The sequence below is a fragment of the Winogradskyella forsetii genome (genome assembly GCF_013394595.1).
GTDB classification, from domain to species: Bacteria; Bacteroidota; Bacteroidia; order Flavobacteriales; family Flavobacteriaceae; genus Winogradskyella; species Winogradskyella forsetii.
On the sequence record NZ_CP053348.1, the window covers coordinates 3,470,124 to 3,492,381 of the forward strand.

Consider the following 22,258-nt stretch of genomic DNA (forward strand, 5'->3'; position numbering starts at 1 on the left):
GATTTTGATGATATTATTTTAATGTATTGTCTATTTAATTATTGCGATCCGCAACTGCTGTTTTTACGGTTTTATAACTTTCTTTTAAAGCTTCGAAAACTTTAGTTCTAAAGGATTGTCCCATTTCGTCTTCAACACTCATTAATAAGGCGTCAGCATCTGTTAACTTAATTGTTTCTTTTTTTAAATTTTCCTTAAACAATTCTTTGCTCGCAATTTTTAATAAGGAATCTATTTCTCGGTCGGTAACGGAACTATTTTCTGATTTTAAGGTTTTCATGGCTTGCACAATAGCATTATTTAAAATAGTGTCATCGATTTCGGATCGCGATTCATTATTAACAATTGGGTCAATGACAACTGGCGTCTTACTTTCTTGCGTTTCTTCAATTTCAGCTAGTTGGTGTTTTGGTTCATGATTTTTAATTCTATCGCTTTTAAAATCAATGATATCTGATTCCTTAAGTGTTGGCAAAATTTCTTCCTTCTCCTCTACTTTATTTTCTCCGTTGGCGAATTCAATGGATTCTTTTTGGTCCGGTTGTATCGTTTCTTTATTTATTGGTTCATTTATTAGGTTCTCTTCTACTGTTTGAGGCCTTAATTCCTCAGAATCATTAGTGTTAAAAAACTGAATTGATACCGCCATCATAATCAATAATCCAGCCGCTATACTCAACCACCAAAAGATGGGTTTTTTTGATTTTTTTTCATCTTCATCCAATCTTTCAGATAGTTTAGACCAACTTTCCGATGTTGGAGACAAGGTTCGTTTTTCGAGCTTATCTTTTATATTTTCTTCAAATTTAATTGGAGCCATAACTGTTGTTATTTAATTCTTTTATTTTGTTTTGAAGCATTTGTCGTGCTTTGAATAATTGGGATTTTGAGGTGCCTTCAGAAATCTTTAATAATTCGGCAATTTCTTGATGCTTATAACCTTCTATCGCATACATTACAAAAACCATTCGGTATCCTTCTGGTAAACTATCGATGAGCAATTGTATTTCTGCCACTTCCATATTTGAATTGATGTTGTTAGATGTCCCGACGCTTCGCGAGTGATCTAAATAGTCGTCTTCAACCGTAAATTCAATTTTCTTTTGTTGTCTTAAATAGGAAATAGATTCACGGACCATTATTCGTCTTACCCAACCTTCAAAACTCCCTTCATTTTTAAATGATTTCAAATATTTAAATACTTTGAAAAAACCATTCAACATTACTTCTTCCGCCTGATGAACATCCTTCACGTAATATCTACAAACGCTCAGCATTTTTGGTGCATGCAACTCATACAATACATGTTGCGCTTCACGATTTTGTTTCGCAGCACTCTTTATGAGTTTGGTTTCGTTCCGATAGCTATCGGAATTATGAAGTTGAATAACTTTCATTGCTAATTTTAAATTCTGAACGTTCTCAAAAGGCTTTCTATTTATAAAGACGCAATTTTGCGGCCAAGGGTTGCTTGGTAATTTCAAAAAAATGATAAAAATTTTTAATTATCTGAATAACAGTATTTTAAAAATTATTTTTTTCGGTCAATAACATAATCTACCATAAGCTGAAGTGATGCTTTGTATGGCGTTTCTGGGTATTTTGCTAAAATAGTGAGGGCTTCTTCTTGAAATGCTTTCATTTTAGAAACGGCATAATCCAAGCCTCCATTAGCTTTTACAAAAGTGATAACTTCCTTAACTCTATTTTTGTCCTTATTGTGATTTTTAACTGAATTGATTAACCAAGACTTTTCTTTTTTGCTACAATTATTCAATACATATATTAAAGGTAAGGTCATTTTTTGCTCCTTGATATCAATACCTGTTGGTTTGCCAATGGCTTCTTGTCCATAATCGAACAAATCATCTTTAATCTGAAAGGCCATACCAATTAACTCACCAAACTTTCGCATAGTCTCTACTTCGGGAGAATTTGGTTTAACGGAAGCCGCACCCAAACTGCAACAAGCAGCAATTAAAGTGGCTGTTTTTTGCCTAATGATGTCGTAATAAACGGCTTCTGTAATATCAAGTTGTCTGGCTTTTTCAATTTGTAGTAATTCGCCTTCGCTCATTTCCCTTACAGCAACTGAGATAATCTTGAGTAAATCGAAATCATTGTTATCTATAGACAATAACAATCCTTTAGATAATAAGTAGTCACCAATAAGTACAGCAATCTTATTTTTCCAAAGTGCATTAATAGAGAAAAAACCACGTCTACGATTACTATCATCCACAACATCATCATGGACCAAGGTGGCGGTATGAATTAACTCTATAACCGAAGCGCCACGATACGTACGCTCTCTTACCTCGCCATTATTCATCATTTTAGCGACTAGAAAAACGAACATTGGTCGCATTTGTTTGCCTTTACGATTTACAATATAATGTGTAATCCGATTAAGTAGTGCGACCTTGCTAGCCATAGAGAGTTGAAACTTTTGCTCGAAGAGTTCCATTTCATAAGCTATAGGTTGTTTTATTTGCTCGGTTATTTTCATTTAAATATTAACGATGACTTATTTTGCAAAACTACAAATAATGCTTGTTGATTATTACGAAAAATTGAATAATACAATTTTAACATGGTGTACTTAATATTATTTGTAACTTTATACAATTAATTTTTAAAACTAAAAACACATGAAAAAAATTACTTTATTATTTTCCTTATTATTAATTTCTACTCTAACGTTTGGACAAGTCGTTTTAACTGAAGATTTTGAAGCAGGATTAACAGTCCCAACTGGCTGGACTAACAACGATATACAAGGAGGTGGAGACGTTTGGGCATTTGCTACTGGCGGAGAAGCCATTGGTTTTAATTCACCAAATACAATCTATTATGTTAATGGTGAAATGGATGGAAATTATGCAATTTTCGATAGCGACGGTTACGGTAATAATATGGTTGCTGAAAATGCAGCTCTTGAAAGTCCTGTTTTTGACTGTTCTGGGCTAACATCAGTAACATTATCATTTAATCACTTTTTTACTGCTGGCTTTGGAGGACAAGGTTTTGTTGAAGTATCGAGTGATGGTACTACTTGGAATCAGGTTGCTAACTATGCTGGTACTGATGCAGGTAACGACAGTTCTTTTGGTCTTGAATCTATAGATGTCTCAGCAGAATTAGCTGGAATGACAACAGCACAAGTGCGTTTTAGATGGTTAGGAGACTTTTCTTGGGGTTGGGCATTTGATAATGTATCTGTTTTTCAATGTACAGTCAGTGCGCCAGACGCGGTTGTTTCTGCAACTACTCCTGCAAATTCTGCTACAGATGTAGAAATTACCTATGGAGATCCATCTAATTTAGGTCCATTTGAATGGATACCTGCAGCAACTGGAGATACTGTAGATAGTTACACATTAAACCTGGGTGTAACACCTGCAGGTGGTGATATTGGGGAAATAACAGGATTTAGTAATGGAACTTCCGTAAATTATGGGTGGATGCCTAGTACAACTTACTATTGGTCCATTGACGCTGTGAATTGCGCTGGTACTACACCAGGTCCTATTTGGAGCTTTACTACTTCTGCCTGCGCAGAAACGGCTGCACCTGCCGTAGCAACAACTCCTGGACCTACGAATGCTGCAACTGCCGTAGCTCTACAGGCACCTGACGCTTCGTTAGATTTTAGCTGGACGGCAAGCGACCCAGATGATACATATATACTAAATCTTGGAACTACCGATCCACCAGGACAAGCATTTAATAATTTTGAAAATGGCGGAACCATAACTGGTTTAGCTCTAAGTGAAACTTACTTTTGGAGAGTAGATGTTGTTAACTGTTTTGGTATTACCGAGGGAACTGTATGGAGCTTTACTACGGATGCCGTACTAGGTGTTGAGGAAAACACGTTGAATACGTTTAGTGTGTATCCAAATCCTACTTCGAATATTTTAAATATCAAAGCCAATAACGCTATTGATAATGTCACAGTTTATAACTTACTAGGCCAAGACGTCGCTAGTTTCGCTAAAAATGAAATTACAGATTCATCAATTGATATGTCTGGACTATCTAAAGGACTTTATTTAGTTAAGATTACTTCTGGAGATAAAACACAAACTCTTAGAGTTACAAAAGAGTAATTTCTTAATTCATATACATTTAAAAGAAAAAAGCGGCAACTGCCGCTTTTTTTTATGTTTAAAACTAAACTCACTTAATTTAACTTTTATTCGCCAGCTGTCCGCAAGCAGCATCAATATCCTTACCTCTACTGCGTCTTACAGTGACCGTAATACTATTAGCCTCAAGGACATCAACATACATATCAATGGCTTTTGAATTGGCTTGTTGAAACTCGCCATCGTCAATAGGGTTGTATTCTATAAGATTCACTTTACTTGGTGCGAATTTGCAAAACTCCACTAAGGCTTCAACATCTTTTCGCTTATCATTGATTCCATCCCATACCACATATTCGTAAGTAATTCTGTTTTTTGTAGCTGCATACCAGTATTGCAGCGCTTCCCTTAAATCATGCAATGGAAATGTTGCGTTAAATGGCATTATAGAGGTACGAATGTCATCTATGGCAGAATGTAAGGATACTGCCAACTTAAACTTCACCTTATCATCAGCCATTTTCTTAATCATTTTCGGCACTCCAGATGTGGAGACCACAATACGCTTAGGCGACATACCCAATCCTTCTGGTGACGTAATCATATCTATGGCTTTGAGCACGTTATTGTAGTTCATCAACGGTTCGCCCATTCCCATAAATACAATATTACTTAAAGGCCTGTTATGGTATAATCTGCTTTCATTATCTATGGCAACCACTTGATCGTAAATTTCATCTGGATTAAGATTTCGCATGCGTTTTAATTTTGCTGTGGCACAAAATCTGCAATCGAGACTACAACCTACCTGAGATGATACACAGGCTGTGGTTCTCGTTGCTGTTGGAATGAGGACTGATTCTACAATTAAATTATCATGCAGTCTCACTGCATTTTTTATGGTGCCATCAGCACTACGTTGCATTTGATCCACCTTAATATGGTTAATGACAAAGTTATCTTTAAGCATTTGCCTAGTTTCCAACGATAGGTTAGTCATATCCTCAAAACTATGTGCCGATTTTTGCCACAACCACTCATAGACCTGATTACCTCTAAAGGCTTTGTCTCCTTGTTTTACGAAGAAATCCCTTAATTGCTCTTTGGTCAGTGCTCGTATGTCTTTCTTTTTGGTTTCCATCTTTTGCAAAAGTAGTGAAATGTTTGTGGTTTATGGGTTTATGGGTTTATGGGTTTATGGGTTTATGGGTTTATGGGTTTATGGGTTTATGGGTTTATGGGTTTATGGGTTTATGGGTTTATGGAAAAAAGTAAAAATCGTTAAGGCTTTACCGTTATAGTTGGAAAATTAAATTTTTTTAAATATTAGTTACTCAACTGTTTGTTCGTGTTGTGGTTTTTGAAAAAATGGCCTTGAAAAACGTTAGATACAATTACCTGACCACTGGAAAACGCGTTAAGGATAGTAGTGAAAAGCCCACAGCAATTCTGATTTTTTTATCAGAATTGTGAGGACTTGTAACGGATAGCCTGACCCTGACTTTTTCGTCAGGGTAACGCCCAAAAAATGATAAAAAAAAGCTTCAATGAAGAGGCTCTTAACTATTTGAATTACTTCTTATTAGATAATGAGCATAGCATCACCATATGAATAAAACTTGTATTTTTCCTTTACGGCTTCCTCGTAAGCTTTTTTCATAAAATCATGACCTGCGAAAGCCGACGTCATCATCAACAAGGTTGATTTTGGCGTGTGGAAGTTGGTAATCATACAATTCGCAATACTGAACTCGTAAGGTGGAAAGATGAATTTGTTGGTCCAGCCTTCAAATTCATTTAATCTGCCGTTGGAAGACACTGAACTTTCTATGGTTCGCATCGAAGTTGTACCAACTGCACATACACGTTTTTTGTTTTCTATTCCTTTATTTACAATGTCAGCAGCGCTTTGGGAAATAATAATTTCTTCACTATCCATTTTGTGCTTAGACAAATCCTCTACCTCAACAGGGTTGAACGTACCCAAACCAACGTGTAGCGTTACTTCTGCAGTTTTTACGCCTTTGATTTCCAATCGTTTTAGCAAATGTCTAGAGAAATGCAAACCCGCTGTTGGTGCTGCTACTGCGCCTTCATTCTTTGCATAGATGGTTTGATAACGCTCTTCATCTTCTGGTTCTACGTCTCTATTGATATATTTTGGCAATGGGGTTTCGCCAAGTTGCGTTAATTTTGTTCTGAAATCGTTGTAAGAACCGTCGTAAAGGAAACGCAATGTTCGTCCTCTAGAAGTGGTGTTATCTATAACCTCAGCAACTAGGGTTTCGTCTTCTCCAAAATAAAGTTTATTACCTATTCTGATTTTACGCGCTGGATCTACCAAAACATCCCAAAGCCGTTGGTCTTGATTTAATTCCCGTAATAAAAACACCTCGATACGCGCGCCGGTTTTTTCCTTATTACCATATAATCGCGCAGGAAACACCTTAGTGTCATTCATGATCATCACATCACCTTCGTCAAAATAATCGATAATATCTTTAAATTGTTTGTGTTCAATAGTTTGTTTTTCCCTGTTAAGCACCATCAATCGCGATTCATCCCTGTGTTCTGCAGGATGCTCGGCAAGTAATTCGTCTGGAAGGTCAAAACTAAAGTGTGATAATTTCATGTGTTTGTTTTTATTATTTTTATGGTCACATGGAACATTTATTTTGGAGTCCGTACTTAAATCAAAGTATGAACTATAAATGTTTCATATATGTTTGTTGTTTTTAAGAAGTTGCAAATATACAATCTCAACATAGGCCTTGTCAAGTAAATGAGGGTTTAATTTTGTTTTGCGGTTTTATAAAAAATATTTTAACACGTATTTCATGCCTGTCTGTCGGCAGACAGGGATTTTCACGGATGATGATTGGCTTGAATTGAAATGAAAACAAACGAAACAAATTTCAAGAAGCTCTAAATGTAAACTCTAATTGGTTTTTAGTCTATATTGAATCCTATTGTTTGAAGGTCTTCCCAAAATTGCGGATAAGATTTACTAACCACATCAGCGTTCTCAATAATAATTGGTATTTTTAATCCCAAAGGCGCAAATGCCATGGCCATTCTGTGGTCGTTATATGTGGCAATGGAGATGTTGCTCTTAATGTCATTAGAGGATTTTAAATGTAAAGTTGTATCCGTAATACTAACTTCGCCTCCTAATTTTTCCAATTCAGTTTTGAGTGCTACCAAACGGTCGGTTTCCTTAATTTTTAAGGTATGTAAGCCTACCATATAACATTCAAGACCTAAGCCAAAGGCAGTTACCGCAATAGTTTGTGCAATGTCTGGTGCATGCTTTAAATCTAATTGTATTGACGATTGACGACTAACGGTTGACGATTTTCTCAGCGTCATTTTATTATTTTCAAAACGTGTTTCAACTCCAAAATCATTATAAATATTCGCTAAAACAGAATCACCTTGCAAACTTTCTTCTTGGTAGGATGCTATTGTTATTTCAGTACCAATAGCACTTAATGCAATGAGACTATAAAAATAGGATGCCGAAGACCAATCTGACTCAACAGTTAAAGTTTGTGATTTGATTTTATTGGTTTGTGATTTTACAGTAATGACATTTTCAGTAAAATTAGTTTCAATGCCTATTGAATCCAACAAACTCAAGGTCATTTTGATATATGGAACCGAAGTTATTTGACCTTCTAAAGTAAGTTCTAATCCGTTTTCCAGTTTTGAAGCAATGAGTAATAATGCCGAAATGTATTGGCTACTGACATTGGCTTCTAGAGTCACCTTATTTTTTGTTAGTTGTTTACCTCTAATCTTTAATGGCGCAAAACCATCGTTTTCCAAATAAGTGATATCTGCCCCTAAAGTATTTAAGGCATCGACCAGAATTTTAATTGGTCGCTCTTTCATACGCGACGACCCTGTTAGGGTCACTTCCCTATTATTTTGAATGGAAAAATAGGCCGTCAGAAATCGCATGGCTGTACCAGCATGATGAATATCTATGAGTTCATCCGTTGAAGTCAACGCTTTTTGCATCAACACAGAATCATCTGAGTTAGACACATTCTTAATTTGAATTTGAGGATACAAAGCTTTTAACAACAACAAGCGATTGGATTCACTTTTTGATCCTGTAATCTGAATACTTTGGTTGTTTAGAAGCTTTGATTTTTGGATGCTGATGCGCATGAAGACTATTTAAAATAAGATGAATGACAAATCTACTTTAATTTCTCGTTATTATGGTGTCTATCATGGTCTCGTTTGGCTTTTTTATTCATTTTTTTATCAAAAGCCTCCTGCAGATCAATACCTGTTTGGTTTGCTAAACACAAAACAACAAACATCACATCTGACAGTTCCTCACCTAAATCCTTATCCTTGTCGCTTTCCTTTTCGCTTTGCTCACCATAACGCCTGGCGATGATGCGAGCCACTTCTCCAACTTCTTCGGTTAATTGCGCCATATTAGTAAGTTCATTGAAATAGCGAACGCCATGTGCATTAATCCAGTCGTCAACTTCTTTTTGTGCGTTTTTTAGATTCATTACTTAGGCTTTTGTTAAGACTATTTGTTCGGCTTGTTTTTCTACAATTTTACTAAAGAAATTTTTAAAATCCTTGTAATTCTCTGGTAATATTAGAGGATTGAAAATATCTAATTGGGCTTTTAATTGTAAAAAATTACCGTTCTGCTTAACAAAATACGTAAACTTTACATTAGCATCCAAAAATTCCAAACCTGTTGATTGTGGCAACGACTCTACTACATAACCCTCTGGTAATTGAATATTAACAAAACTTTTTTCCGAGTAAGGGATAACAAAATCAATAGGATATTGGCGTTCTTCTAATTTGAATGGGTTTTCCTTTGTTGCTAAAAACAATAAGGGTGAAAAGTAAATTTTATCTCCGATTTCATCAATTCCGTCCAATAATTCATATTCGTAATTAACCATAATAGGCTGAGTAGCATCTTTGTCATTTTCTACACTCAACCCACTTATTTCTATATCACCTTTATCTTTTTCTAATGACTTAACCCGATCTTCTTGGATCATTTTAGTGTATTTATTTCTATAAAAATAAGCCAAATAGTTAGTTAAGCGTTTAGTCACTTTTCCAGTGACTGACAAATCTTCATTAATTGTAACATTCAGCATTGAAGATTCTGTGGAGGATATGTTCGGTTGCAAATTTATCCAGCGTGACGCATCCTTGTCTTCAATTAACCTGCCTTGCCAATTTAATACTCGTTGAGGCAAAATATTATTTGTGCTATATTGTTCTGTAGCATCAATTAGTAAATATTCGTCATTTTTTTGAACACTACAAATGACATAGTTAAACCCTTCTCGTGATGGAAAAAGGGGAATTCCATTGTTTCTCGTGCTTAATACAACGGGATTAGCATTTACCCCTTTGGAACGCAACATGGAAACAACCATTAAGTTAATATCTGCATCATTCCCTTCACCATCTTTATAAGCAGAGCGTACTCCGTTCTGAGCGTACTTCCCATAATTTCCATTCCACTTTACCTTAGACTTAACTAAGCTTTCAACTATAAAAGCCTTCTCAAAATCGTCTTCCACACCAGTTAAAGCTGCTTCTAATTCATCCTTATAAATACTGAAACTTCTTAATTGTCCTCCAAAATTGTCACTATCATAAATGGTTTTTGACACTTGCTCCCAAGTTGCTGAAAATGATTTTTCAATAATTTTTAAATTATTTAAATAGGCTGTAAGTTCCATAGCCATTTTACTTCTGTAATTGTTGATATTACCTGAATAGGCCTCGTCAACTAGAGCTGGAACATTTTCCTCATTCACAGTTAACACATTTATTTTATATTCAAACGGGATTGTAGTATTTTCAGATGAAACAACTAATTTAGGCAAATAGCTAGCCTGCAAATTATACTGCTTATTGTAAACATAGTATTCTGGTGTTGCGATTCTAATATCTAGTTTGTTTATTGGAATACTAAATTGAAAAATAATATCATCAATACTAATTCTTTCAGAGGTCACTTTGTACTTATATTCAATGACCGTACCTACTTTAACGTTTGGTAATGTAAAGGAACTGATTTTTGTAAACTCACTATTATCTTCTTCAAATTGACCATCTTTTTTTAATTTGTCTTCTTCTATTTTACCACCAACCAAGTTATACGAAAACCCTTTTAAGCCACTAAGAGACTCTTTCTGTTGAGTACCATTATATAAATATACTTTTTTGGTCGCCCAATCAAAACCGTCTTTATTGTATATCTTGATGCGTTCATGAACTTCTCTCTGCTGAACAAACCCTTGATTTTTTGTGTAATAAAAACTAATAGTTTCATTTCTGTACAATATGGCCGCGGACGAAGATGAATCTATAGGATGAAATTTTTCTTGTAATTCATCTTTCGAAACTTTTCCAAATTTAAAATTTTGGGCGTTGCTGAAATTAGCGCTTAAGATAATCGTGAAAATAATGAGTAGATTTTTCATTTTTTAAGTAAAACTAAAGTTGATATGGTTTGATCTTTTCTTTGAAATGTAAGCACTATGATTGTGTTAAAACAATTTTACTTTTATCGTATTTAACAATTTGCTTTCTGAAGTTTCTAAAGGCCTTATAATCTTCTTTTTCATAATTTCCCTTATTTAGAATATAGGTTCTAGAGTATTTTAATTTGTTGTTATCTAATGGTTCTATTTTGAAGTTATAACTACCAAACTTGGTTTTGATTTCTTTAGAATCGGTCATAGCTTCCACCTTTAGACCCTCTGGTAATTGAATAATAAACTCGTCCGTATCCTTAAAGCCACGATCAATTTTAAACTCTAATTTTCGATCTGTATATCTCGGTGGTATTTGCGTCACCTTATTAAACATGTTAGGCTGAAAAATAAGTCTTGATCCACTTTTAGACGCATAATTTGCAAAAGTTAACTGTAGATTTTCATTATAAACTATTGCATCCTTATCATTTGAAATGCTAATATTATCAATGTTTAAATTATTGATATAATCCCAATAATCCTTATAATGCAGTTTTTGGTCTCTTTCGGTTTTCTTTTCAATGCCTTCATGGATATTGTATTGATAACCTGTGGTCGTAATGGCAACATCTGCAGTAAAACTTCCTGAAGTATCCATAATAATATTTGCCGTTGTTTTTTGAACGCTATCATCCGCTCCATAAACCTTTGTATGGACTATTTCTCCACCTTCAGGTTTTACCAATAATACTTTTCTGTCGTCTGTAAAACCTGCAGTAAACCCGAAGGGGTTTGTTTGGCTAGTGCATTCCAAAAATATGTTTTCATCATCATTCGGAACACATAATATCACATGATTACCTTGGGTTGAAGAAAACTCACTATCTATATCTCTAAGCCCTCGACCTCCATACACTACGGTATAATATGAAGGCACATCCACAGCTTCTAACAATGCCTTTGTATAGTTTGTTAAACCCTTACAATCTGCGTAACCCAACTTATCTACATCATTTGCCAACATGGGTTTCCAACCGCCAATACCGACCTGAATACTGATGTAGCGCGTCTTATCTTGCATATATTTGTAGATTATTTTAGCACGTTCTATTTTGTCATCAACACCAGCTGTGAGCTGTTTTACATGATCTTTTGTAGTTTGTGGAATTTCGTCTGTCCCAGTTAATAATCTATCGTACATCCATTTCCCAAAATCTTTCCAGGTATTATTTTCGCCTTCAACGCCTACCATTTCAAACTTTTTTAAGGCAACTTTGTAGTGTGGGATTATGTTTTTTAATTCTGGAGTATAGGCTTCATATTTAATGCCTTGAATATGTTCTGCAACAAAATGGTTTTCAGAAATTTCTTTGATATTATAGTTTTCAAAATTTACTTTTTTGGTCTTCAAGTCGATACCTGCAGAATTAATAATCTCATAATCCGAATGCTCAACACTCACATAATAATCGTCAATAGGATACCAATTTGGAAAAAATGCTGTAGACGTATAGACTGTTTCAGCATTAAATTCTACCGTATATGGATATTTTAAAGGAATATAATCTAGATATTTTACCCGATCATCTTCATAAATAGAAAAATCACTTACTGCACTGACATCCTTAAAATCTTTTTTCCTTACTTTTTTTATTTCTTCTCCAAAGGCATCATAAATAAGCGCTTCCATCTTATTAATTGATCTGTTATTGTCATAGAACAAAACCGCATTTATATGTCTATTCCCTTTTTTATTATAGACTGTGGTGATTCGCTTTGTGGTTATTTTAATTTTATCGAGACCTAAAACTTCGACTTGATTCTTTTCAAATCTAACAACGGCATTAGCCTTATCCACTAATTCCTGTGGTACAAATAATGAATTATAGACATCTTCAGATTGAGAAAAACTAAAGGTTGTAAAAAGCACAAAAAATGTGAGAAGCGTAAATTTTAAACGAAACATGGAAGCGGATAATTCAGTTAGGCTTACAATATAAAAAGTTAATTACGTTTTGCAAATGATTTATATCATAGATTTCCTACGTACTTAATAAATTCGATAAGCTGCACAATTAAACATGACTTTCTATTGCTGTGTCATCATTTTTTTACTAATAACAAGTACCGCTAAAACAACGAAACAAGGAATGCCGATATATTTAAGCTCACTAAGAATGACATTAATGCCCCATTCTGAAAAGAATTCTGTTACACCAATTGGTGATACTTTTATGGGTCTAAAAGGAAAGAAAAATCTAGCATTATCCACAGGAATAAAAAACCCAACCCCTTTTCCTCCTGAGGTTATAGCATCCAAAAGGCCATGCGATAACGTTGCTATAAAAAGGACGATTGTAAATATTAGTTTTCTACTTTTTCCGAATACCAAAGCCAATAATACACTCCACAACACAGCGAACAAGATAGAATGCGTAAAACCTCTATGTCCTAAAGGGTGCGAATAAGGAATCCCAAATTTAAAAGCCAACACATCTAAATCGGGCAATATGGCAGAACCAATGGCTAAAAATAAAAGCAGTTTATTAGATTTTGAATCTACAATTTTGGAAACGGTATAGGCCACTAAACCATGACCAAACAATGATGCCATTAGTATCTATTTTTAGAATCTATGATAATGGTCACTGGCCCATCATTTACCAAACTCACTTTCATATCTGCTCCAAATTCTCCGGTTTGAATCGGTTTTTCCAGTACATTTTGAAGTGTTTCTATAAATTTCTCGTACAACGGAATAGCCATCTCTGGTTTTGCTGCTTTGATATAACTGGGCCGATTTCCTTTTTTAGTACTCGCATGAAGCGTGAATTGACTTACCAAAATCACATCGCCTTTAATAGCTTTCAATGATTTGTTCATCACACCATGGTCATCAGCAAAAATGCGAAGGTTGATTATTTTATTGCACAGCCAATCGATGTCTTCCTGACTGTCTTCATCTACTATACCGAGTAACACCAAAAGTCCGTTACCAATTTCGGCAACTTTACCACCTTCTATTGTTACGCTTGCTTCTGAAACTCTTTGTACAACTATTTTCATTCCTTAAATCCCCAAGGCGACTTTTATTATTAAATTTTATGTTACTTTAAAATGAAAACTGGTACTGCAGACGGTATTACTGAACACAGCTTACTGAGCATCATCCCAATGATCAGTTCTATAATGCTCATCCTCGCCTTCTAAAATTTGGACATAGCTTTTATATCTTGAATAGGACACCTCATCAGCTTCCAAAGCATCCTTCACAGCACATTTTGGTTCGTTAAGGTGAATACAATTGTTAAACTTACAATCTTGTTTTAGTGCAAAAAACTCAGGGAAATAATCGCCAACCTCTTCCCGTTCCATATCCACAACTCCAAAACCTTTGATGCCTGGTGTATCTATAATTTTAGCATCGAAACTTAAATCGAACATCTCTGCAAATGTCGTGGTGTGCTGCCCTTGACTATGTTGGGTAGAAATAGCTTTTGTTTTTAAATCAAGAGAAGGTTCGATAGCATTGACCAAAGTCGATTTACCGACACCAGAATGACCAGCGAACATACTTACTTTGCCCTCCATCAACGTTTTTACTTTTTCAATGTTTTTTCCTGTAGTCGCAGAAATACCAATACATTCGTAACCAATGGCGCGATATATACTTGCTAAATATTTAACTTCTAACATGGTTTCTTCGTCGTAGGTATCTACTTTGTTAAATAACAGCACTGTTTTTATTGAATACGCTTCTGCCGTCACTAAAAACCGATCAATAAACGTGGTAAATGTGGGTGGATTATCTATAGTGATCAACAAAAAGACCAAATCGATATTCGAAGCAATGATATGCGTTTGCTTAGAAAGGTTTACCGATTTACGTACAATATAATTTTTTCGTTCTTCAATGCGATTGATAACTCCAGTTTCGGTATTGTTTTTAGTTTCCAATTGGAACTTTACGATATCTCCAACCGCAATTGGATTGGTACTTTTGATACCTTCCAATCTAAAACGGCCTTTGATTCTGCACTCGTAGAATTTCCCGTTGAAGGTTTTTACGGTGTACCAGCTGCCTGTAGATTTATATACTGTTCCTGTCATTACTACAAAGATGACTATTATTAGTGTGTAAAACAACAAAAAAAGGTTGCTAATTAGCAACCTCTAATTTACTAGTAACAATTATAATATATTTATTTTTCTAATTGAATATCGAAAGATTTTATTTCTCATTGTATTCAAGTAATATGACCTCATTGACTGGTAAATTCCTGAGAATCTCTTTACCGCTTAACATCTGTAGAACAATTTATCTTCTGACAATTCGATTTCTTTTACATAATTGTTTTGAAAGCTTATTTTATTTTTCACCTTTTCTAATAACCAATAATAGTAGCGTGAAAACGATCTATATTCTTATCAATTTGGATGAATTCGTAATTAACAGTTCAATTTAATAAACGTGTAAAACAACAACAAGACCTACTTCATGGAAAAAGGTTGACCAGTACTCTGTAAAACTCCAAACCAGAATTCTCCTTCCATATCTATCTTTTTCCGCTTTTTGGTTACATCTGTAATTGGCAGATATACAAATCTATTATTAACGCTTCCTACAACAAAATTCGTTTTTCCAGCCATGGCGCCATGAACGGCATGATAAGCCAAACGGTTACAATACAAACTATCGTTAGCGTTTGCTGGAGCACTTCTAATTATATAGCTTGGATCTATGTATTTAATAGTGGTCTTCATATCAGTTTTATTAAAATATTCTTTAATACGCTGCTGAAGTAATAAACCAATATCCTTATGCTGAATATTTCCAGAAGCATCTTTTACTTCTTCAGTTTTATTTTGGAATAAATGTTGTCCTGCACCTTCTGCAACTACAATAACGGCATGCTTTTTCTGTTGTAGCCTAATTTTTAAATTTTCTAAAAATCCGTTTTTACCTTCTAATTGAAAATCCATTTCTGGTACTAATACAAAATTCACGACTGGCATCGAAAGTGCTGTAGAAGCTGCAATAAAACCACTATCCCTTCCCATTAATTTTACAATTGCCATACCGTTGAATGCGCCGTTTGCTTCGTTATGGGCATCTCTAACTATTGGACAAGCAACGTCGAAGGACGTTTCGAAACCAAAGGATTTATCAATCAAATCGACATCATTATCTATCGTTTTTGGAATCCCGGCCACTGAGATTTTTAAGCCTCTCTTTATAATTTCAGTTCCAATTGCGTTTGCACCTTTTAGTGTACCATCACCGCCAATGGTAAATAAAATATCAATATTATTTTCCATAAGGGTGTCTACCATTACAGAAACGTCTTGTTGACCTCTTGAAGACCCCAAAATAGTGCCTCCAAACTCATGGATATTTTTTACCTTATCCGGAGTAAGTTCCATAAATTCATGACCAACTTCAGGATTTAAACCTTCATAACCATATGGAATTCCGACAACTCGTTTTACTTTATAAAAATAATGTAAGGCCATTACCAAACTTCGAATAACGTTATTTATACCTGGACAAAGTCCGCCACAGGTTACAATAGCAGCCGTAGTCTTTGCGCCATCAAAAAAAACCTTTTCACGAGGTCCTGAGCGCTCATAAGAATCAGGTTGTATTTTGCCTTCCAATGCTGCCTCAAGATTTTTCATTTTAACATCCGCTAAAATCCGCTCACTATCTTCAATAAAATTAAAAATATTATCACCTTTTGTCTTACTTAGATGTATTGGGGAAGTTTTAGTTGCTTTCCCTAAATTGGTGATTTTAAAATTTGTGTTTTGTTGCATTTCGTTTTAATTTGATAGTCTATGAAATCTGATTTACTACTTATTGTTTCTAGTGTGTCTATAATTGTAAAGTTAAAGATTTACATACAGAAGAACAATTGTATAAGTTTCTTTATAATTTAAAAATAGGATAATAATTTCTTTATAGATTTAAAGACCTAATAAAAATTCTAAATAATAAAAAAAGGCTCGCGAATGGCGAGCCTTTTTTAATAATATTTATTTTTTAATGATTAATAATCTTTTCTTGATGATTAATCGATTCTTGATGAATCGCTTTAAACATCCTTAAGATAAATTCTTCACTAAGTCCCTTTTCTTCGCCTTCCAAAACCATTTTACCCAAAATCTCGTTCCAACGTTTGCTCTGCAAAACGGCAACGTTTTTTTGTTTTTTAAGGGTTCCGATTCCATCAGCAACCTTCATCCTTTTGCCCAACAATTCAATAATTTGATTATCGACGACATCGATCTGAGCTCTTAAATTGTTGAGTTCTGCGTTGTATTCTGCTTCTGGATCCGATTCTTTTCTAATTTTTAAATCTTTCATAATTTGAACCAAACTACTTGGCGTCACTTGTTGTGCGGCATCACTCCAAGCATTTTCAGGATCAAAATGTGTTTCTATCATTAAACCATCAAAATTAAGATCTAAAGCTGTTTGCGATACATCAAAAATCATATCTCTATTACCTGTAATATGTGATGGATCGTTTATCAATGGAAGGTCTGGAAATTTGTTCTGAAATTCAATAGCGATTTGCCATTCCGGAATGTTTCTGTATTTAGATTTTTCGTAAGTGGAAAACCCTCTATGAATGGCGCCAAGATTTTTAATTCCTGCTGAATGCAATCGTTCAATACCTCCTAACCACAATGCTAAATCTGGATTTACAGGGTTCTTGACCAATACTATTTTATCGGTTCCTTGTAAAGCATCCGCCAATTCTTGCATTATAAATGGACTCACTGTAGAACGAGCACCAACCCATAATAAATCCACATCATACTCTAATGCTAATTTTACATGCGCCGCATTGGCAACTTCCGTACAGGTTTTCATGCCTGTTTCTTCTTTTACCTTTTGCAACCATTTTAAACCTAAAGCGCCAACACCTTCAAAATTTCCGGGACGTGTTCTAGGTTTCCAAATACCTGCTCTGTAGTAATTGACATCGGTATCTTTTAGCTGGTGCGCTATTTTTAATACTTGCTCTTCTGTTTCTGCGCTACATGGTCCTGCTATTACTAGTGGATGATCTAGTTTCATATCATCTAACCATGTTCTCATTTCTTTTGTGTTTTTCATCTTGCTTTATAAAATTATAGGTGCCATTAGGTTTCGACTGTACTCAACCTGACCGTAGTTTTTGAATTTATATTTAATTTATTCCGTTTAAAATGTCTTTTATATGGTTTGTATCTTTCATTTCTTTGAAAACTGCTTCAAAATCCTCTTCCTCCATCAGCTTTTTAAAATGTTTGAGATTCGAAATGTATTCATTCAATGTTTCTATGACATTGGTTTTATTCTGTTGAAAAATCGGTGTCCACATGGCTGGCGAACTTTTTGCTAAACGTACTGTACTTTCAAATCCACTGCCTGCCATATCAAAAATATCGCGTTCGTTTTTTTCTTTATCAATCACCGTTTTACCTAACATAAAAGCGCTTATATGTGATAAATGAGAAACATAAGCAATATGTTTATCGTGTGCTTTTGGATTCATATATCGAATGCGCATGCCTAAATCCGAAAACAACTTCAGAGCTTTTTCTTGAAGCTTAAAAGCCGTCTCTTCAACCTCGCAGATAATATTGGTTTTATTCATATACAAATTATGAAGGGCTGCTCTTGGCCCAGAATGTTCCGTACCTGCAATAGGATGTGCCGCCAAATAGTTTCTACGTTTTGGATGGTTTTTTACTGCGGCACAAATTTCTTCTTTTGTCGAACCAGCATCAAACACCAAAGCGTCATCTGAAATATGGTCTAGCACTTTTGGTAAAACACTTAGCGTAGCATCCACAGGAATTGCCAAAATGACTAAATCCGCATTTTCTAAATCTTCAAAACTTGATTTATAATCTATAATTTTAAGATTTATGGCTTCATCTAAATGTGTTTCTCTTTTGTCAATTCCATATAAATGGCTTTCAGGATATAATTTCTTAATATCCAAGGCAAAACTTCCACCGATTAATCCTACTCCTATTATAAAAATGTTATTCATCCGATCTGTCTCTCTGAGACCTCTTCCAAAAGGGAAGAATTGTCTCTGCTTATATATTTTTTCATATTATAGAAATCAATAATCAAACTACTAATTTTTCTTCACGATTATTAATAAATATACTGGTTATACAACTACAAACTGAGTTTATAAATTTTAAGGTCAACCTTTACCTTTTTTACTTTAAATTTTTCACAAAAACTTTTTACTTTCCTCTATGAACTGCCAACTGAGACAGTAAACTTATTAGACTCTAGCAATCGCCTCTTTCAATATTTCTTCCGTGGCGCATAATGAAAAACGCACATAACCCTCACCATTACTTCCAAAAACCGTTCCTGGTGTTATAAAAATGGAATGTTCTTTTAATACCAAATCTGTAAATTCCTCAGATTTTAAATGTGGTGGTAATTTGGCCCACACAAATAAACCTGTGGCGTCTATATCATAAGTACATTTAAGTCCATCTGCCAATTTCCAGATTAATTCCCGGCGTTGCTGATAAACACTATTCAAACTTTGAAACCACATGTCTGAACATTTCAAGGCTTCGATAGCCCCTTTTTGAATGCCATAAAACATACCGGAATCCATATTGCTTTTCACGCGCAATACAGCATTTACAAATTCGTAGTCTCCTACTAGCATTCCTACGCGCCAGCCAGCCATATTAAAAGTTTTACTCAACGAATTCAACTCTAAACAAACGTTTTTAGCATTTTTATATCTCAAAATACTGATGGGATTGTCATTCAGCACAAAACTGTATGGATTGTCATTTACGATTAAAATATCATGTCGTTTTCCGAATGCAATGACTTTATCATAAAACAAATTATCGGCATTACTACCTGTTGGCATATGTGGATAATTGATCCACATAATCTTTACACGTTTTAGATTCATGCGTTCTAACTCCCCAAAATCTGGCAACCAATTTTGATCGGCCTTTAAATTGTAATAAACAGGTTTTGCTTCTAACAATTTTGTTACAGCTGCGTACGTTGGGTAACCAGGATTTGGCACTAATACTTTATCGCCTTTGTTCAAAAAAGCCATAGAAATATGCATAATCCCTTCCTTGCTGCCCATTAAAGGCAATACTTCCGTTTGGGCACTTAAATTAACATTGTAATGTCTTTTATAAAAGCTCGAAATTTCCTCCCTTAATTCTGGTAAACCTTGATAACTTTGATATTGGTGTGCTTTTTCATCCACCAAACAGTCTTGAAGCGCTATTGAAGCTTTAAAAGGTGGCTCTAAATCAGGACTTCCAATTCCTAAATTGATAATTGGTTTTCCTTGCGCTTTTAAAAGTGCCACTTCTCTCAATTTTTTTGAAAAGTAGTATTCTTCAACGTTTTGTAATCGTTTGGCAACTTCAATCATCGTCTTCCATTTTTATATTCTCCCAAAACCTTAAAATTTTCTGCCATCAATTTCATAATTGAATTTGCTTTTTCATAATCTTTATAAACTTCAAATGTGACATCCACAAAAAAGGCATATTTCCATGGGGTTTCAATCTTTGGCAAAGATTGTATTTTAGTTAGATTAAGTTTACAGTCACTCAACACGTTTAAAATCGCTGCTAAACTTCCGCGTTTGTGATCCAATTCAAATTTTAACGACGCTTTATTAATTGTATTTATATCCTTCTCCTCATGATCTCGTTTTACAATTACAAAACGCGTTTCGTTGTGTTTTATAGTCTGAATACTCTCTGCCAAAATAGTCAGGTGATATAATTCCGCTGCATTTTTACTAGCAATAGCAGCGATGCCTTTTAATTTTTGTTCCGTAATTTGTTTGGCGACATCAGCCGTGTCCTTAGCTTCCACTAATTTTATATGCGGATAATTTTTGAAGAATACTTTACATTGTAACAATGCCATGGGATGTGAATGCACTTCTTTAATATCTTCAATATCCTGATTCGACAAAGCCATTAAACAATGCTCAATGCCTAAATAATACTCACCTACAATACTTAATTGATGATTATCAATAAGTGCATAATTGGGAATTATTGAACCTGCAATGGAATTTTCCAATGCCATAACAACTTCATCGGTCTGTTTTTCCAACAATGAATTTACAACACCATCAAAAGACATAAATTCAACAACCTCTGCATCCGAATTGAAATAATTCTGGGCAACGATATGGTGAAATGAGCCTTTGATTCCCTGTATGGCTATTGGTTTTTTCAAATTTTGTATTGTTTAATTAGATTCTGAATCAACACTTCGGCTACGCTCAGTGCAACGGTTCAGAACTATTTTTTAACCAAAACAGGTTAAAAATGAAAAAGTCCCGATTAAATCGAGACTTTATAATTTATATTTTAAATAAAACATACTAAGTCTCGTTCCTTTAGCTAAAAAAGAAATAAAACCAATTGTAATATGCTTTAGATATATTCATTATCGTAATTATACGGCTAATGTAATTATTATTTTTACAAATCAAAATTGTTGAATTGTTTTTTTAGGTATTATTCTAAAAATTTAAAGATTTATCAATAATTGCAATACAATATTCGGAATTACCTATTTTTGAACAAATTTCTATTTATATGTCCATCGAAGTTCAGAACATTACCAAATTATACAAAGATCAAAAGGCACTTAACGATGTTTCTTTTAAGGTAAAAAATGCTGAAATTGTTGGTTTCTTGGGGCCCAATGGTGCCGGAAAATCAACCATGATGAAAATCCTTACGACTTATATTGAAGCTTCTGAGGGTTCAGCTAATGTGAATGGTTTTGATGTGACTTCAGATAAAAAAAACGTACAAAGCAGTGTTGGGTATTTACCAGAACATAACCCGCTTTATACCGACTTATATGTTAAGGAATATTTGAATTTTAATGCGAATGTTTATGGTACTTCCAAATCGCGTATTGACGAAGTTATTGAACTGACAGGATTAACACCTGAGGCGCATAAAAAAATCAGTCAGCTTTCCAAAGGTTACCGACAACGTGTTGGTTTGGCAAATGCCCTATTGCACAATCCTGAGGTGTTGATTTTAGACGAACCTACAACAGGTTTAGACCCCAACCAATTGGTGGATATCAGAAATTTAATAAAGACTATTGGCAAGGAAAAAACCGTGTTCCTATCCACGCATATCATGCAAGAAGTTGAAGCCATGTGCGACCGAGTGATCATTATTAATAAAGGCGAAATTGTTGCTGATAAATACTTGGCGGATTTGAGAGAAGGGCAACAACAAATTGTCATCGTCGAGTTTGACTACAGGGTTGAAGATGCATTTCTCTTGAAACTACCAAAAGTAACTTCCGTAAAAAACACGTACGGTTTTATATATGAAATCACATTTTCAACTAAAGATGATATGCGTTCCCATGTATTTGATTTTGCTCATGATAATGAGTTAAAAATTCTTCAACTGAACCAAAAAAATGCGAGTTTAGAGAGTTTGTTTCGGGAATTAACCATTCCATCCTAACCTTATTTTAGGCAAGAAATTCTTACTTTTACATTTTATTGCAAAAAAAAATCAAGGATTGAAATTCAATAGCCTTAACCCTATTTGGAATAAAAATCCAGTTTGAAAATATCCAAATAAAAATTACTTAACCCGTGTTGATTCTTATTTTTA

The 22,258-nt window shown here is 34.5% G+C and carries 20 protein-coding genes; 3 read left to right on the plus strand and 17 right to left on the minus strand.

All coding sequences use genetic code 11. From position 1 onward, the window contains the following. Positions 1–34 precede the first annotated feature (34 nt). The 3 genes from HM987_RS15025 to HM987_RS15035 all read right to left on the minus strand — a co-directional run bounded on the left by HM987_RS15025 (position 35) and on the right by HM987_RS15035 (position 2,509). Complete coding sequence (locus tag HM987_RS15025; protein ID WP_179008855.1) at positions 35–820, minus strand: hypothetical protein; 786 nt, start codon at positions 818–820, stop codon at positions 35–37. Next, positions 807–1,397: an RNA polymerase sigma factor gene (locus HM987_RS15030; protein ID WP_179008856.1), complete on the minus strand. Its 591-nt coding sequence runs from the start codon at positions 1,395–1,397 to the stop codon at positions 807–809. Before HM987_RS15030 ends, HM987_RS15025 begins: the two co-directional genes overlap by 14 nt. 134 nt (positions 1,398–1,531) lie before the next feature. Then, positions 1,532–2,509, minus strand: a complete 978-nt coding sequence (locus tag HM987_RS15035; RefSeq protein WP_179008857.1) for a polyprenyl synthetase family protein — start codon at positions 2,507–2,509, stop codon at positions 1,532–1,534. A gap of 142 nt (positions 2,510–2,651) precedes the next feature. Here HM987_RS15035 and HM987_RS15040 point away from each other — a divergent pair, with 142 nt between their 5' ends. After that, positions 2,652–4,112, plus strand: coding sequence for a T9SS type A sorting domain-containing protein (locus HM987_RS15040; RefSeq protein ID WP_179008858.1), 1,461 nt, complete (start codon positions 2,652–2,654; stop codon positions 4,110–4,112). A 79-nt stretch (positions 4,113–4,191) separates the two neighbouring features. Here the strand turns inward: HM987_RS15040 and rlmN are convergent, their stop codons facing one another. Beyond that, a complete protein-coding gene (gene rlmN / locus HM987_RS15045) occupies positions 4,192–5,232 on the minus strand; it encodes a 23S rRNA (adenine(2503)-C(2))-methyltransferase RlmN (protein ID WP_179008859.1) in 1,041 nt (346 codons plus the stop codon). A gap of 19 nt (positions 5,233–5,251) precedes the next feature. Between rlmN and HM987_RS15050 the strand changes: the two genes are divergently transcribed. Further along, positions 5,252–5,392 carry a hypothetical protein gene (locus HM987_RS15050; RefSeq protein ID WP_179008860.1) on the plus strand — a complete coding sequence of 47 codons (141 nt, stop codon included), beginning with the start codon at positions 5,252–5,254 and terminating at the stop codon, positions 5,390–5,392. 281 nt (positions 5,393–5,673) lie between these two features. Here HM987_RS15050 and queA read toward each other — a convergent pair whose 3' ends face one another. The 13 genes from queA to HM987_RS15115 form a co-directional block, all read right to left on the minus strand. Continuing rightward, complete coding sequence (gene queA / locus HM987_RS15055; protein ID WP_178990060.1) at positions 5,674–6,723, minus strand: tRNA preQ1(34) S-adenosylmethionine ribosyltransferase-isomerase QueA; 1,050 nt, start codon at positions 6,721–6,723, stop codon at positions 5,674–5,676. A gap of 317 nt (positions 6,724–7,040) precedes the next feature. Continuing rightward, positions 7,041–8,267, minus strand: coding sequence for a 3-phosphoshikimate 1-carboxyvinyltransferase (locus tag HM987_RS15060; protein WP_179008861.1), 1,227 nt, complete (start codon positions 8,265–8,267; stop codon positions 7,041–7,043). A 32-nt stretch (positions 8,268–8,299) separates the two neighbouring features. Then, positions 8,300–8,626 (minus strand): nucleotide pyrophosphohydrolase, encoded by a 327-nt coding sequence (locus HM987_RS15065; protein ID WP_179008862.1) that lies wholly within the window; start codon positions 8,624–8,626, stop codon positions 8,300–8,302. Positions 8,627–8,629: 3 nt separating this feature from the next. Then, positions 8,630–10,582: a DUF3857 domain-containing protein gene (locus HM987_RS15070; protein ID WP_179008863.1), complete on the minus strand. Its 1,953-nt coding sequence runs from the start codon at positions 10,580–10,582 to the stop codon at positions 8,630–8,632. 55 nt (positions 10,583–10,637) lie between these two features. Then, positions 10,638–12,542 (minus strand): DUF3857 domain-containing protein, encoded by a 1,905-nt coding sequence (locus HM987_RS15075; protein WP_179008864.1) that lies wholly within the window; start codon positions 12,540–12,542, stop codon positions 10,638–10,640. Positions 12,543–12,665: 123 nt separating this feature from the next. Beyond that, entirely contained in the window at positions 12,666–13,190 is a 525-nt protein-coding gene (locus HM987_RS15080; RefSeq protein ID WP_179008865.1) for a metal-dependent hydrolase, read from the minus strand. Further along, complete coding sequence (dtd, locus tag HM987_RS15085) at positions 13,190–13,642, minus strand: D-aminoacyl-tRNA deacylase (protein ID WP_179008866.1); 453 nt, start codon at positions 13,640–13,642, stop codon at positions 13,190–13,192. Before dtd ends, HM987_RS15080 begins: the two co-directional genes overlap by 1 nt. Before the next feature lie 90 nt (positions 13,643–13,732). Then, on the minus strand, positions 13,733–14,686 hold the full coding sequence (gene rsgA, locus HM987_RS15090) for a ribosome small subunit-dependent GTPase A (protein WP_179008867.1): 954 nt from the start codon (positions 14,684–14,686) through the stop codon (positions 13,733–13,735). A gap of 381 nt (positions 14,687–15,067) precedes the next feature. Beyond that, positions 15,068–16,393 carry an ATP-dependent 6-phosphofructokinase gene (locus HM987_RS15095; RefSeq protein ID WP_179008868.1) on the minus strand — a complete coding sequence of 442 codons (1,326 nt, stop codon included), beginning with the start codon at positions 16,391–16,393 and terminating at the stop codon, positions 15,068–15,070. 226 nt (positions 16,394–16,619) lie between these two features. After that, positions 16,620–17,702, minus strand: coding sequence for a bifunctional 3-deoxy-7-phosphoheptulonate synthase/chorismate mutase type II (locus HM987_RS15100; RefSeq protein WP_179008869.1), 1,083 nt, complete (start codon positions 17,700–17,702; stop codon positions 16,620–16,622). A 73-nt stretch (positions 17,703–17,775) separates the two neighbouring features. Next, complete coding sequence (locus HM987_RS15105) at positions 17,776–18,627, minus strand: prephenate dehydrogenase (protein ID WP_179008870.1); 852 nt, start codon at positions 18,625–18,627, stop codon at positions 17,776–17,778. Positions 18,628–18,873: 246 nt separating this feature from the next. Continuing rightward, positions 18,874–20,016, minus strand: coding sequence for a pyridoxal phosphate-dependent aminotransferase (locus HM987_RS15110; RefSeq protein ID WP_179008871.1), 1,143 nt, complete (start codon positions 20,014–20,016; stop codon positions 18,874–18,876). Next, entirely contained in the window at positions 20,013–20,840 is an 828-nt protein-coding gene (locus tag HM987_RS15115; protein WP_179008872.1) for a prephenate dehydratase, read from the minus strand. The genes HM987_RS15110 and HM987_RS15115 overlap by 4 nt, the downstream gene beginning before the upstream one ends. Before the next feature lie 365 nt (positions 20,841–21,205). Here HM987_RS15115 and gldA point away from each other — a divergent pair, with 365 nt between their 5' ends. After that, a complete protein-coding gene (gene gldA, locus HM987_RS15120; RefSeq protein WP_179008873.1) occupies positions 21,206–22,105 on the plus strand; it encodes a gliding motility-associated ABC transporter ATP-binding subunit GldA in 900 nt (299 codons plus the stop codon). Positions 22,106–22,258: the final 153 nt, after the last annotated feature.